Origin of the sequence: Leptospira vanthielii serovar Holland str. Waz Holland = ATCC 700522, from assembly GCF_000332455.1 — a bacterium.
GTDB classification, from domain to species: domain Bacteria; phylum Spirochaetota; class Leptospiria; order Leptospirales; family Leptospiraceae; genus Leptospira_A; species Leptospira_A vanthielii.
The window spans coordinates 74,593-89,270 of sequence record NZ_AOGY02000062.1; the positions used below are offsets into that span (position 1 = coordinate 74,593).

General features: G+C 40.0%; 10 protein-coding genes. 4 read left to right on the forward strand and 6 right to left on the reverse strand.

What is annotated here, in order from left to right; all coding sequences use genetic code 11:
- The first annotated feature begins 29 nt into the window (after positions 1–29).
- Both LEP1GSC199_RS14200 and tpx read left to right on the forward strand, forming a co-directional pair.
- The gene (locus LEP1GSC199_RS14200) at positions 30–1,163 is read left to right on the forward strand and encodes an LBF_2804 family protein (protein ID WP_002986377.1); all 1,134 of its coding nucleotides are present in this window, start codon (positions 30–32) and stop codon (positions 1,161–1,163) included.
- A 36-nt stretch (positions 1,164–1,199) separates the two neighbouring features.
- Entirely contained in the window at positions 1,200–1,715 is a 516-nt protein-coding gene (gene tpx / locus LEP1GSC199_RS14205; RefSeq protein WP_002986354.1) for a thiol peroxidase, read from the forward strand.
- Here the strand turns inward: tpx and LEP1GSC199_RS14210 are convergent.
- From LEP1GSC199_RS14210 to LEP1GSC199_RS14220, 3 genes are all read right to left on the reverse strand, one after another.
- Entirely contained in the window at positions 1,699–4,008 is a 2,310-nt protein-coding gene (locus LEP1GSC199_RS14210) for an ATP-binding protein (protein WP_002986277.1), read from the reverse strand. The two genes, tpx and LEP1GSC199_RS14210, sit on opposite strands and share 17 nt — an antisense overlap.
- Entirely contained in the window at positions 4,005–5,096 is a 1,092-nt protein-coding gene (locus LEP1GSC199_RS14215) for a metallophosphoesterase family protein (RefSeq protein WP_002986255.1), read from the reverse strand. Before LEP1GSC199_RS14215 ends, LEP1GSC199_RS14210 begins: the two co-directional genes overlap by 4 nt.
- 75 nt (positions 5,097–5,171) lie before the next feature.
- A complete protein-coding gene (locus LEP1GSC199_RS14220) occupies positions 5,172–6,365 on the reverse strand; it encodes a CaiB/BaiF CoA transferase family protein (RefSeq protein ID WP_002986317.1) in 1,194 nt (397 codons plus the stop codon).
- A gap of 79 nt (positions 6,366–6,444) precedes the next feature.
- Here LEP1GSC199_RS14220 and LEP1GSC199_RS14225 point away from each other — a divergent pair, with 79 nt between their 5' ends.
- Entirely contained in the window at positions 6,445–10,704 is a 4,260-nt protein-coding gene (locus tag LEP1GSC199_RS14225; protein WP_039926926.1) for a beta strand repeat-containing protein, read from the forward strand.
- A 2-nt stretch (positions 10,705–10,706) separates the two neighbouring features.
- Here the strand turns inward: LEP1GSC199_RS14225 and LEP1GSC199_RS14230 are convergent, their stop codons facing one another.
- Entirely contained in the window at positions 10,707–12,506 is a 1,800-nt protein-coding gene (locus tag LEP1GSC199_RS14230; RefSeq protein ID WP_002986223.1) for a sulfatase, read from the reverse strand.
- A 3-nt stretch (positions 12,507–12,509) separates the two neighbouring features.
- Positions 12,510–12,899, reverse strand: a complete 390-nt coding sequence (locus LEP1GSC199_RS14235; RefSeq protein WP_039926927.1) for a DMT family transporter — start codon at positions 12,897–12,899, stop codon at positions 12,510–12,512.
- Here LEP1GSC199_RS14235 and LEP1GSC199_RS14240 point away from each other — a divergent pair.
- Positions 12,894–13,793, forward strand: coding sequence for an alpha/beta fold hydrolase (locus tag LEP1GSC199_RS14240; RefSeq protein WP_002986239.1), 900 nt, complete (start codon positions 12,894–12,896; stop codon positions 13,791–13,793). The two genes, LEP1GSC199_RS14235 and LEP1GSC199_RS14240, sit on opposite strands and share 6 nt — an antisense overlap.
- 87 nt (positions 13,794–13,880) lie before the next feature.
- On the opposite strand, the gene LEP1GSC199_RS14245 is transcribed toward LEP1GSC199_RS14240, so the two are convergent.
- A complete protein-coding gene (locus LEP1GSC199_RS14245; RefSeq protein ID WP_232420797.1) occupies positions 13,881–14,660 on the reverse strand; it encodes an esterase/lipase family protein in 780 nt (259 codons plus the stop codon).
- Positions 14,661–14,678 lie beyond the last annotated feature (18 nt).

Consider the following 14,678-nt stretch of genomic DNA (forward strand, 5'->3'; position numbering starts at 1 on the left):
CTAAACCGAGATTCCGGTTGCAAAAAAATATGAGTACAGTACGTTACAAGCCGGGTTTTTTAGAACAATGGGGGCGTCGTGTTCTCATCGCCATTGGCTCTCATTCTCGGAAACTCGAGGATTCTGGGAAAAGTTTTGCCTACCAATCACGCACTCTCCTTATTTGGGGCAGTTTTTGGTCTTTTTGGATTGGGTTTTTGCCTTCCATAACCTTTGTGTATTTTTGTATTTACCTTCCCCCGCTATCCTTTTGGCCCCTGGATTCCCTCTCCTATCCTGCACTTTTAGGCTTTGTTTTCCTTTTGGTTTTGGCAACCGTGTTTGAATTTTATCTCCTCTTTCGATTGGGATTTTATCTTTCCTTTCGGATGGCAAAGTATGCTGACATTGAACTTGCTGAAGAACCAGAACTCATAACCCCCATTCCGGGAATGATGGCTCGTTTGGTTTTGGAAATTCCCGACCCAAGGATCCGATTGTATGGAATTGATCCTTACAAACACCTAAATGAAAGGGCCTTATTCTTTCGCACAGCTTTGTATAAAAGTAAAGTTTTCCTTTCTAATATTTTCGCAAAACTTTTGTTAAAGGTTTTTCTGGGAAGGACGGGGCTTCGGTTTTTAATCGAATATATTTCAGGGCCTGTGACGGGAATTTGGGACAGTGTCACCACTTATATGATTTTGTATGAACTACGCAAACGAATCATTACAAGAAAGTTGTCCAATGCGATGTTGTTAAAAATCAAATCAAAGGAACGCAGTAAAATCTTTATAGAATCATCTGTGCGAGCCGTGGCCCTGTCGATTGTTTATACAAAAACATTCCACCCTAACTTTGAATATTTGCTTTTTGGACTCATTGGACTTTTGCCCGAGAGAGACAAACTCACAAATCTAGATGATTGGACAGAGTTCGAACATTCCTTCCAAAATCTAACAACAGAAGAAAGAAAATGGCCAATTGCCATCTTTGCCCTTTGTTCCTCCTTTGACGGAACTTTAAACAAAGAAGAATTAGAGGCATTCCGAGAAATCACAGAAATTTCACCTACCTGGCTTCTCGACCGAGTGCGTATTTTAAGCGAAACCATTCGAAAAGGGGAACTTACGGAATCTTTACAATGGATGGAAAAAATCCTTCCCGAAGAATCCAATCGCTGAAAGACTAGAATTAGTCTAAATACAAAGGAGATAACAATGGCACAAGTCACACTCAAAGGAAATCCAGTTCCACTCGAAGGAAACATTCCCAAACCAGGGGACAAAGCACCCGATTTCAGAGTCGCAAAACAAGATTTAGGTGACCTTACATTAAAAGACTTAGCAGGTAAGGTAAAAATTTTAGTAGCAGTTCCAAGTTTGGATACAGCGGTTTGTGCTTTGGAAACTAAAAAGTTCAATGAAAAAGTAGCCAAAGAAAATGGAATCACAACTCTCATTATCTCTGGCGACTTACCTTTTGCCATGAAACGTTTTTGTTCCACTGAAGGAATCGATTCCGAAAATTTAATTACGGGATCGCAATTCAAAGATTTTTCTTTTTCTAAAAATTACGGCACTCATATCGCAGCCGGTCCACTCGCAGGACTTTCCGCACGAGCAGTCTTTGTTGTGGATAAAGACGATATCATTCGGTATACAGAACTTGTACCAGAAATCGGAAGTGAACCCAATTACGATACAGTTCTTGCGGAAGCTAAGAAACTGGTTTAGTCAATTCATGGATTTGGCAGGGGAGGTTTAGCCCCGCTGCCAATTCTTTGATTTTAGAAACAAGTTCCCCATCAAAACTAAAAAACACAACCCTCCAGTCTTCCTCTGCATTCGCTACACACTGCAGTGTATAAGCTAAGGCAGAGTCCCGCCGGCCCCCATCCATATGCCGAAAGGGTTCATCTAACAAAAGATAGGGTAAGTTAAATTGTTTTCCAATCCGAAATGCATATTCCAAACGTAATACATAAGAAACTTGTTCTTTGGTTCCAGTGGAAAGGTTAGTAAATGACAAACTCTCTTTGGAAGACTCGGTTGTGACCTGAATTTCGTCCGAGAACCCATTCCATTGAATTTGTTTTGTGGGAAGAGATCCTTTGAGAGCATCCATTCGGGTTTGTAGAGATTTGACAAGAGAGGACATTTTGTCCGTACTTTCGACCTGCATTTCAGAAAAAATTTCTGATAAAACTTCCAAAGCCTGAAAGTTTTTTTCCAAATCGTTTTTCCATTTTTCTTTTGTTTCTAATTCACGTTTGGCCCCGTCCCAGTTTTTTTGAGCCGGAACCATTTGTGATTCCAATACAGCCTTTCCTGTATCTAATTTTTTCTCTAACTCCATCAAGTTACGTTCTAGGTCGCGAATTTTATCGGCAAGGACTTGAATACCGTTCTCTAATCTTTGTTTGGTGGCTCTATCTTCGGAAGAAAAAGTTTTGGAAACTCCTTTTTTTTCTAAATCACTTTGTTTGTCTTTTAGTTTGAGTTTCAGCTCACCTAAATCAATACTTCCCCATTTTTTCGATTCCGATTTTAAAGATTCCTTTAAGGTGTGTAATTTTTCTTGGTTCAATCGAATTTGCACATACATCTCCGAAAGTTCCGAAAGGGAGTGAACCCCTGCCTCTCGCCAAATAGTAGTTAGCTCTTTTTCTTTTTCAGAAAGAATTTCATTTGTTTTTTTATCCACTGCCCGAAGCCGAGTGATTTCTTCCTCCATCGTGACCATCCCCGTCACGATGTTTTCTGATTCGAGTTTTTGTTTTGTGTATTCCCTATCAAATCTTTGAAAGGTAAGAGATAATGATTCCATACTGGGAAAATCTGGTTTCCATTCCCCTAAGGTTTTGGTTTCCATCTCAGTTGTGATCCTGCGAATCATTTCATTCCATTTGGGTTCATCTCTTTCGACTTGGATCTCCTTGGCACGGAATACAAAATAGAAAAAGAAACCAAAAAGAATGGCAGGCACGATATAAATCCATACACCAAAGTCCGAGAATAAAGAAAAAATCAGAGAAAAAATTCCTAAAATCCCGGAACCTCCCGCCAAACTTCTGTACAATGGATTCCAAACTGTTTTTTGAACCACAGGAGATTCTTCTTGGAACCTGCGGATCGTTTGTTTCCAGATTTCAAAAAAATCAAAATAGGATTCTAGTTTTTTAGATTTTTGGTCTGTTTGTGATTTTTGTCCTTTGAGTGACTCCCATTTCGCCTCCGAAGTTTGTATTCTTTCTTTGGAAAGGGAAAGTTTTTGTTCTAAGGATTTGATTTCTGCATCTATTTCTTTAGCTTTTTTGTCCCAATCCGACTTTAGAATTTTTTCCTCTTGTTTTGATTGTGATTCCAGTGTTTCCCACTGTAATAATTGGCTGTAGACACGATCCACTTCACTATGTTCTTCGGTTTCTCTGTATTCGGCAAACGCAGTTTGTTGTTTGGATTTTTCTAGTATCGTAGATTCCAAAGTTTCTTTTAATTTTTGGCGTTCGGTTTCCCAAAGTGGTAAGTCTGCAAATTGAGAAGAAATTTTATTTAAAGACAATTCAGAGGCGTCAAATTTTTGTTTGGCGGACTCAAACTCAGACAAAGTTAGAATCCATTCTTTGGCAGATTTTCTGGTTCCCGATTTAGCAGAAAGTTGTTCCACTTGTTCTCTTAGTTGAGAGGGATTGTATCCGCTATCGAATATCGTTTGTTCGATGGTATTCACCAGTTCCTTTTCCGAACCCACATCCATATTCCCTTCGCGGATCACAAGAGAATTCAAATATAAATTCTGAGAAATCGAAAGTTTTGAAATTCCTAAATCAGAAATTCGCTCCGGTTTATAACGTGCGTTGAGTAATGCTCCATACTTTGTACTTCCCACCACTTTCACAAGAGCTGATACAAAGGCATCCAGGATGGTAGTTTTTCCTGATTCATTCGGACCTGTGAAGACAGTCACTCTTTCGATAGGAAATTCTTTTTTAGAAAAGATACCGAAGTTTTCTAATTTTAATTTCATCGGTTTTTCTTTCCTTCTAAAATCAATCGAATGCCGGTTACCCTTGTGTGTTTCCAAAGTGATGGATCCATTTGGTCCTTTCTTTCATTCATTTTGTCTAGGAATTGTTTTACAAATTCATTTTCAGATAAATGTTGAATGACCGTAATCTGTGATTCATCCGGATCAAACTCTAAGATGCGATACTTTGATTTCCATTCTCGAAGAACCGATTCTTGGAATTTTTGTTTTTCTGTCATCGAGTCTACATATCCCACAAAACGAAACACAATCCAATCCTTGGGACTTGTTCCTTCCAAATATGTTTCAATACTCTCTTCTGGTTTACCTTCTGTATCTAGAGATACAAGGATCTCTCTGTATTCACCAGCCTCTTTCCAATACACAGGTTCTGTATGAAGTTTGGATCCATCGATATGGATAAAAATTCCACCTCTGGGTCCGGACTCTCCTTTTCTCCAAACACGAGAAGAACCCGCATAACCAACGCTACAGTTCCCAACAGTTCCCATTCGAGCACGGTGGAGGTGTCCAATCGCAAGATAATCCAAACCTAAGTTTTGGATGAGGTGGGGATCAAGATACGACCCACCTTCTTCTTCTTCCTCACTGAGTCCCGTAAAACTCATTCCAGGAACCGTTCCATGCGCGAGGCCTATCCGAAGTTTAGTTTTTTTGGGAGGGGGAGGTGATAATAACACTCCAGAATAGTTTTCTTGGTGAGGGATGGATACAAATTCAATCCCTGAATCCTCAAATAAAAAATAAGGAGTTTCATCGAGGACCTTTACTTTTGTGGACCAATCATAATCAGCATAACGGTTGTTATTCCCTTTTTTCTCCAGGATTTCATGGTTTCCAGGAAGAAAATACACAAGACCCGAGTAGGATGAAACTACTTTTAAGAACTCCGACCGAAGCCCTTCTAAATCGGGGAAGGTATTAAAAAGATCCCCACAAAATAGAATACGATCACATTTTGTTTGTTCGGCGGTATCAAAAATTTCACCGAGAACAGCTAAGGAATAGTTTTTTTCGTCTTGGGAACTTTGGGAAAGGTGGAGGTCAGAAACTTGTAATAACTTCATATTGTATGATTAGGGGAGAGTTTACCTCCCCCCTGGGACAAATTAAAGAAATTACGAAAAAAAAGCAAGGGAGCCTTAAATCACTCTGTCTTTTTTGAACTCCGCAATTTTTTCTTTGGGATAACCCAAACCACCCAAAATCTCCTCCGTGTGTTCCCCGTGTTCCGGGGGATCATTTCTGTAGGCAAACGGGGTTTCTGAAAAATGGAAAGGAGAACCAAATTGAAGGATGGGACCGTATTTGGGATGGTTTCTTTCGAGTACCATTCCCCGATCTTTCATGTGTGGGTTTTGTGTTACTTCTTTCATATTCAAAATGGGAGAAAGACAAGCATCTGTATTATCAAAGATGGGCTGTAAATCGGAGTAAGTTTTTGATTTGAAATAATCAGTTAACTTCTGTTTGATGAGAGGAATATTTTCTTCGTTCATGGGATGGTCTTTGGTAAGGTTTTCCATTCCTGCTGCCCGTAAAAAAGTTTGAAAGAACATATCTTCCAAAGCACCAAGAGCCACGTATCTCCCTTCTTTTGTTTCATAAACATTATAATTCGGTAATTTACCAGATAATATATCATTCCCTGCTTCTGGAGAAGTTTCTGAGGCTGACAAAATTCCACCGTATAACGAAAGAAATTGGAGAGAGGCATCTGTCATAGAGATATCAATGCGTTGTCCTTTACCTGTTTTTTCTCTATAATAAAGAGCTGCAAGGATGGCGGAAAGAGCTGTGAGTGTTCCTCCTCCCACATCGGCCAATTGAAAACCTGCAGGCCTAGGAGGATTTCCTGTTTGATCCAAAACTCCAGAGATCGCGAGGTAATTCAAATCATGTCCTGCAAAGTCTACGTACTTACCCGAAGTTCCATAGCCAGAAATTCCACAATAAATCAAACGAGGGAATTTTTCTTTTAAGACATCATATCCGATTCCCATCTTGTCCATTCCATCGGGGCGAAAACCTTCGAGTAAAATATCAGCATCTTCCAAAAGTTTGAAGAGAATTTCTTTCGCAGATTCTCTTTTTAAATTCAGCGTAATCGCTTTTTTATTTCGATTGAGCATCATATACAAAGCCGGGTATCCGGTTTTTCCTTTGAACATTGCACGAGATCCGTCGTATGCTCTTGGGTTTTCAATTTTAATGACTTCGGCTCCCATATCCGCTAAGTGCTGCGAACAAAGTGGACCTGGGAGGAGTAAAGATAAGTCGACTACTTTCACACCAGCAAGTGGTCCTTGGGAAGTTTCGTTTATGTTTTGTTTCATTGGGTTTTATTGCATGTCCTGGAAATTTTTTTCTGATTTAGGGTATTTTTTCTCGTAATATATACAGGGAGATCCCTAATTGGAAGCCTTAAGAGGACAAAAGGAAATCATGTTCAGAATTTGTATTTCCATAGTCTTCCTTTTTTTCTCCATTCTCTCTGTATCCTGCCAATCCATAACACCAATTAATTTACAGATGTTATTCGGTTCTTTCTTTGCTTCGACAATCGGGCAAGGTTCTGTCATTTACGATGCTCCGAATTTTTTATTTACGAGTGAAAATGGAAGACAAGCAGAATTCACAGTTCGTTTGAACATAGAGCCGAACAGTTCAGTAAAAATTGGTCCCATCTCAGTCTCTGATTCTTCAGAAGGTGTTTTATTATCAGCAACCTACCTTGAGTTTACCGAAGATAATTGGGACACTCCACAGAACATACGTTTGGCGGGAGTAGATGATTTAATCTCCGATGGAAACCAAAACTACAGAGTCCAATTGGGTACCACTTCCTCTTCTGACATTCGATTTTCCTCTCAAGGACTTCCTGTTTTACTTGTGGTCAATACAGATAATGAATCCTCTGGTGTGGCAGCAAGCCCCACATTTGGCCTCATCACTTCCGAAACGGGAGCCACAGGAAACATTGCTTATGTTTTACAAACAAGGCCAATGCAAGATGTCTATATTAGAAACTTTGTTTCAAATGATACTACTGAAGCCACTGTTGCAACGGTAGAACTTGTATTTACACCTAACAATTGGGATGTGCCCCAGACTGTAACAGTCACCGGTATTGATGACTTTAGTGTGGATGACAGTACATTTCAAATTTCTGCCGATGCCACTGTCTCGAATGATCCTGCATACTTTGGAAAACCAATTCCTATCATTACGGGAACCAATGTGGATGATGATGTGGCTGGATTTACCGTGGTCAATCTTTCAGGGCTCACAACCACAGAAGCTGGTGGGGCCGTTAGCTTTGCTGTTGTATTAAACACCTTACCCACAAACTCAGTGACAATCCCATCCATCGTGGCCACACCAAGTTCGGAAGGTACAGCAAGTCCGACCTCCCTTACCTTTGCACCAGGAGATTGGTTCACTCCAAAAATTATCACTGTGACAGGTGTGGATGATTTTATTGTGGATGGTTCAAGGACCGTTTCGATTGTTACAGGTGCGGCAACTTCCGCAGATACAGATTACAATGGTTTGGCGGGACCGGCCTTTCCTTCTGTTACTAATACGGATGACGATGTTCCTGGATTTGTTCTCTCAACTCCAGGGAGTTTGACCATTTCAGAAAATGGAGGAACCTTGTCATTTGCTATCCATCTTCTATCCCAACCCCCTCCTGGATTTACAGTTACACTCACAGGCATAACAGAAAACCATTCTATCACCAATGCCAGCACCTCAAATCTAACTTTTACCAATGCCAATTGGAATGCAGACCAATTTGTCAATATCACAACGAACAACAATTCCATTGATGAAGACACAAGGACTGTCACATTACAATTTGGAACCGTAAATACTGGTGGTTCCGCAGATCCTGTATACAACTCGGTGACACCACCCACACAAGTAACCATTTTTGTTACAGATGATGATACAGCAGGATTTACAGTCACTCCCGTAGGTGGACTTGTCGTTCATGAAAACGGAACTCCGTCTACAGAAACTTTTACTGTGGTTTTGAATTCGGAGCCAACAAACTCGGTGAGTGTCCCAAGTATCACATCTAGTAATACATCAGAAATCACAGTTTCCCCTGCATCTTTAAACTTTACCACAGGGAACTGGAACACACCCCAAACTGTCACCATCGCATCCGTGTTAGATGGATCAGATGATGGGGATAAAAATGTAAATATCTCTTTTGGAAATTCTTCCTCTACAGATGCCAAATACAATTCCATCTCCATTCCTGCAGTTGCTGCGATCAATACAGATAGTAACGAACCATTGGTTCGAATCCAAAACCTATCTGCGTCTTCTATGGTGGAAAATGGAAGTTCTACCATTACCTTCGAAATCAGATTATCTTTAAAACCGAATTCCAACGTAACCATTGGTCCCATTACCTCCTCTGATGGAACAGAAGCCGTGTTACTCAATAGTACGGCAGGAGTTGCAGCCTCGCGTACACTTACCTTTACTCCCACAAATGGTCAGGTCGCAAACTATACTGGCAACACAAGCGATAGTGGTTGGGATGTACCTCAAGTAGTGACCATTCGTTCAGTCTCCGATTCCTTTGATGACGGAAACCTTCCTGTCACCGTTCATATCCCTCAAGCAAGTGGATCTTACTTTACTGGACTTTATCCTACAGGTACTCTTCCCGGATATACAGAAGCTAGCGGGAATTTGGTGGTCACAGTTACGGACAACGATACAGTTGGTTTTACTATTTCATCCACAACCTTGAATTTGACCGAAGGAGGAAGTGATGGAACCTTCACCGTTCGTTTGAACTCGGCTCCTTGTGACAGTCCTGGTAATTTAGCCGCTTGTGCTTCCGGTTCTGTCACTATTCCGATCACAGGTGAAACTTTTAGCTTACCCGACTCCACTCAATACACCTTCTCACCGGCGAGTCTTACATTCACTCATACCAACTTTTCTACAACACAAACGGTGACGATCATGGTCACCAACGATTCGATTAATGAAATCAATACAAGAACCCATACACTTACGTTAGGTGCCGTTACAGGATCTGGAACCGATTATGAAGGTTTGAATCCGAGTGATATCACAATCAATATCGCTGACGATGACAACCCTTCACCTAGTATTTTATTTACTCTGGATGCAGGACAACCTTACTTTACAACAGAAGCCGGACAATCTGCAATGTACAGCCTAAGACTTGGGAGTCGCCCTCTTCCCGGAAATCAAGTCACGGTGACGGTAGCCACTTCTGATGCCACAGAAGGGATGATTAATGATAGCGGAACACCCGTTAGCTTTAAACAATATATTTTTGATGAAACCAGTTGGAGCACTTCGGTTCCCGTGGAAATCCAAGGAGTTTCCGATGTTTTAACTGACGGGAACATAAGTTATACGATGACAATAAATGGAACCGAAACAGGTTCCACTCCTTCCTGGTATGTTAGTTTTGTGGGAAGTACGGGAGATACGGCCACCCTTCTCAACTATAGTATATCTGAAAACCCAGTCACGATAGTCACTCCAACCAATCTAACACGGGCTGAAAATTCTTCTGCCTTTCCTATCTATATTTTACTTAGCCAAGCTCCCACAGATGATGTTACGATTCCTGTCTCTGTAACCACTACTTTCCCTTGTGAACTCGTTGTAAGCCCCGCTGTCCCACAATTTTCTCTCTCTGCAAGTTCGGTGACTATCACTAGTGCCAATTGGAATACAATTGGAGCACATAACACAATCACTGTGACCCCGAATGATGATGCTGTCGATGATGGAAATGTATCTTGTCCTATTGTTGTGGGAATCCTTTCTTCCTCTGATGGTTTTTATAATGGTGTGAATCCTTATCCTTCTTCTAACTATCCAATGCTCACTTTAAATGATAATGACGGTGCTGGGGTCACCACTTCAGGATTTACTCCGGCCACAGTGATTACATCGCAATCAGGTGCCTCTTCTGCATTTTATATCCACTTGGACTCACAACCCACAACCAATATCACGTTGAACTTCAGCACCTCACCTGGCGGCCTCGTGAGTTTTCCCACAGCACCACTCACATTCACACCGAGTAATTTTGGATCAGGACAACTGGTAACCGTTACCGGCCTCGATACCGCCAGCCTAGGGGATGTGAGTTATACCATATCTTCTGTTGTTACATCCGGGGAAACGGGTACAGGCTTCACACCTTCTGCCATTTACAGTGCACTCACACCTTTATCTATCTCAGGAAACCATATCAACTATATTTATGATATTATCCCTTGCACCGACCCCAATCCATTGAATGTTTGCGGATCATCTCCCAATAGTTCCGGTGGCCTCGTCACTTCACCTAATTTGATTACTACGGAGATTGGTGGCCAGTCCAGGTTCCAAGTTCGATTGCGTGCACGACCAGTTTCTAATGTCACCATTCCTGTTATTAGTTCGAATGTTGCTGAAGGAACCACGTCGGTTTCTAGTTTGGTGTTCACTTCCAGCGATTGGAATACCTTTCAAAACGTGGTCCTTACGGGAATTGATGATTTCCTTGTTGATGGGAATATGGCTTATTCGATTTTATTTGGTTCCCTTAGTGGGGGAGGAAGTGGAATTCATGGAGAAACATTCCCTTCTACATCTGTCACAAACCAAGACAATGATTGAAACTATTGCACATAACCTTGTTTCTTTAGAATTTCTAAAGCATCCGTTCCTAATTCTTGTTTCGAAGAATAAGATTTTTTTTGTCCCCCTTCTTTCCAAAAATAGACTTTTGCCTTGGGAATGATGTTTGGTTTTTGTGGTCCTGACTCGTATAACAAATCACAGTTGGAATTACACGATGCCATACTCACACCAAAATAACCGGTAAAAATTTCTGTTTTTGGAATTTGTTTTTTAGAAAACGATACAGTAAATTCAGGAAAACTCACATCGGGGTAGACTTCGAAACTAATTTCAAAGGCCTTTGTTCGATTTGTACGAATCTGCACTGATTTTCCCTTCTCTTCCAAAACAAGGTCCTCGGAAATGGTGGCCATACGAATGGCACCTTGTGGTACTCGAATTTGTATTTCTGTTTCTTTTGATTCTGGTTGGATGGAAAGATGATACAAAGGAAGTTTTGGTTCCATAGAACGAATTTGTTTCCAAAACCGAAGGATTTTCTTTTCCAGTGATGGATTTAATTTCATATCCCGTATGGCTGAAATATTAGAGATACGTAATGGATTTTCTTGGTTGGGATCTTTTTTGGCATCCGAATACAAATAAAACTCACTTCCCACAGAACCTAACCAAAACTTTCCGACTTCATGAAACCGATAAGACCTTTGCAAAAGGAACTCCGATCCTTCTCCATACCCTTGAGTGAACCTAGTTTCTCCATAATACGTACGTTTGGTTGTCTCTTGATTTTCGATTAAAGGTTTGAGAGATTTTCCTTGGATGGACTTAGGAATGGGGAGTCCACAATAATCAAGAACCGTTGGGAATAAATCAATGGATCTTGTCATTGAAGAAATCGAATGTTTGAAAGTTGAACCAGGCAATTTAATCAGGAGTGGTACATGAATATTTTCTAAAAACAAATCCTGTCCATGTCCATAATAAGTGTTTGTTCCTGTAAAGGGCGAGATCGCATGAGCACTATGCATCACTTCACCATGGTCAGCTGTAATGAGGATGAGAGTGTTGTCCCATAGGTTTTTGGTTTTAAGTTCTAGAAAAACTTTTCCCAACTCTTCATCCACAAAGGCGACTTCTCCCAGATAATTCATTTTCTTTTCATCTAAAATTTCTTTTGTTTGAATCCGATTGCTAAATCCTGGTGGTGGAGTATAGGGTTTGTGTGGATCGTTATAATTTAAAAAAAGAAAAAAAGGTTTTTCCTTTGTAGAGATTTCATCCAACACTTCGAATGTTTTGTTGGTAATTTTTTGTGTATCTTCGCTATAATTAGAAAAATCGTATAACAAATCAAAGCCGACATTGACTCCAAGTCCAAACTTATCTGTCAAAAATGGATTATTCCCTACCATATAAGTAACAAAGGAATTGTCTTTTAATAACTTAGGCAGAGGTCGTTTTTCACTCCGATAAAACGCATCCACTTCGGATTTGGTTGTGGGGTAATCCCAAAAATTAACAGGATTTGCGGAAGCATACTTCCCTGTAAAAAACACAAGAGTGGATGGTCTTGTCCAAGCCGCATTGACCAAATGGTATTGGAAGTTGATCGCATTTTTTTGAAACAAATCCAAGTTTGGAGTGACTCCATAACGACCGATAATATCTCCCCGAAGCGAATCTATGACGATCCAAAGGACATTGGGGCGTTTCTGTATGGCAGGAGAAACAGACTCCTTGTCTAATACGGAATCTGTTTTTTTACAAAGAAAAAAGAAAAGAAAAGTAAATAGAAAAAGTAGTGTTTTTAGTTTTGAAGTAACAGTTATACGTTTCAAGATTTACGATTTAACATCAAACATTTGCAAGGCGGTAAGCCAAACGCCCACCAATATAAACGCAATTCCCAACCATTGGGTTAAGTTTAATCTTTCTTTAAAAAAAAGTGAAGATGCAATCAGAACAATGATAAAACCACTAGAAGTAAACACGGGATAGGCGAGAGAAAGTTTCAAACCCTTACCCAAAACATACCTGTATCCAAGTAATGCCAATCCAAAACTAGCGAGCCCACCGATGAAGTAAGGATTGAATACCGTAAAGATTGTATCCCAAAGACCACCTGACAAAGTTTTTGTTTGGTCTTGCATAGAAGAAGATTTGATTAAAATATTAGCTAATGCATTGAAGAATACGGCTATACAGAAGAAGAGGATGACCTGGAATTGCATGGGATAGAGACAAAATCCGATCTAAATCGGGAAGGGTCAAATAGAAAAATGAAACAAAAATCCTTTCGGTTCAGAAACTGGGAATGTGCCTACTTAGATTCGGAAACTCCGGGTCCCATTCTCGTTTTCTGTCATGCCAATGGTTATAGTGCCGGCTGTTACAATTATTATTTTCCATTGTTATCAAAACACTACAGAGTGATTGCTCCCGATTTTTTAGGACATGGTCGTTCCGAGTTTAGTTTAAAATTTCATAATTGGAATGTCTTTCGAGACCAGATCTTAGCCCTCCTTGATCACGAATCCATTGAAAAAACAAATATCATCGGTCACTCACTCGGAGGAGCCTCTTCTCTCCTTGCTGCCGCTAAAGAACCATCTCGGTTTGAAAAGGTTCTAGCGATGGATCCAGTCATCCTTGGTTGGAAGATGATCCTTCTTTCAAAATTTTTAGAGAACCCACTCGCAAAAGGGGCAAAAAAAAGAAGGACTCATTTTAAATCTATAGAACTTGTTAGGCGGTCCTTTCGGAAGTTCCCCGCCTTTGCCAACTTCGAACCTTCTATCTTCGAAGATTATCTAAACTCTTGTTTTGTAAGTACGAATCACGAACAGGAAGTGAAACTTTGTTGTGATCCAAAAGTCGAAGCAAGGATCTTTGGACATGCTCATTTTCATGTCTTCAAAAACTTCTACGGCATCAAAACAGAAAACCACATTGCCATTCCAGAAAACTTTGAAGTCTGTAGTCCTAAGTATGCAAATCTCCTCGCCAAAGTGCATCCGAAGTCTGATGTCACCATCTTCCCTGGGTTCACTCATTTTTTTCCTTTTGAAAGACCAAAAGAAACATGGGACTGGATGAAACAACGTTTGGAAATAAAAGAGGAATAAGGGCCAATAACTTTCCATTCAATAATAGGCAATCCATCCGAACAAAAGTCCACCCACTTTCATTCATACATTATTAAAGTGTCAACGTTACTTGAACCTACCGAATTTTATGTATGTAAAAATTGCCTTCTGAACCTCAGGAGCATCCATAATATAATTGTGTGATCTTTTTACTAAAAGAAAATCCTTCCTATTCTCCAAATTCGTATTAGAGATAGAAACTCTGCCATCATCAATACCAGGAATGATAAACGAAGAGATAGGATCCAAAGTATAATCTCCAGAAATGATTGCAAATTCAAACTTAGGCAATCCTAAGGAATGAACAAAGCTTGAATTATCTGTTTTGATTTGAACCAAAATAGGACCAAGGAAAGAATTTAACAAATTAAACTGAGAGAGAAAATCAGCTATCTCACTTCCTTGATTGGGAGGAGCTAACATAAGAACTCTTCCTAAATTCTTGATCTGATTTGTCTTTAGATAGTATCGAACAATCACTCCTCCAAGTGAATGAGTAACAAAATGAATTGTTTGATTTTGACAATGATCCAAAATTTGCGAAGAAAAATAAGAACCTACAATTTCTTGAATGTTTAGGGTGGTAGAGGGATAATCAATAGAAACAACATAAAATCCTTTCTGAATCAAAAAGTTCCTAAGATGACTCAAGTGATTGGAAGATCTAAGATATCCATGAACTAAAACAACACATTCCTGCCCGGGATTTATCTTTGCATTTTGAGTCAGCTTTTCAACTGAACAATTTAAAATACAAAGTACCGCAAAAATTGAAACTAAACAAGTAATTACCCTTCTCATTAAGGCTAAAAATTTAACAATTACGCCAAATAACAATGATTCCACTTTACACTTGCGACACAA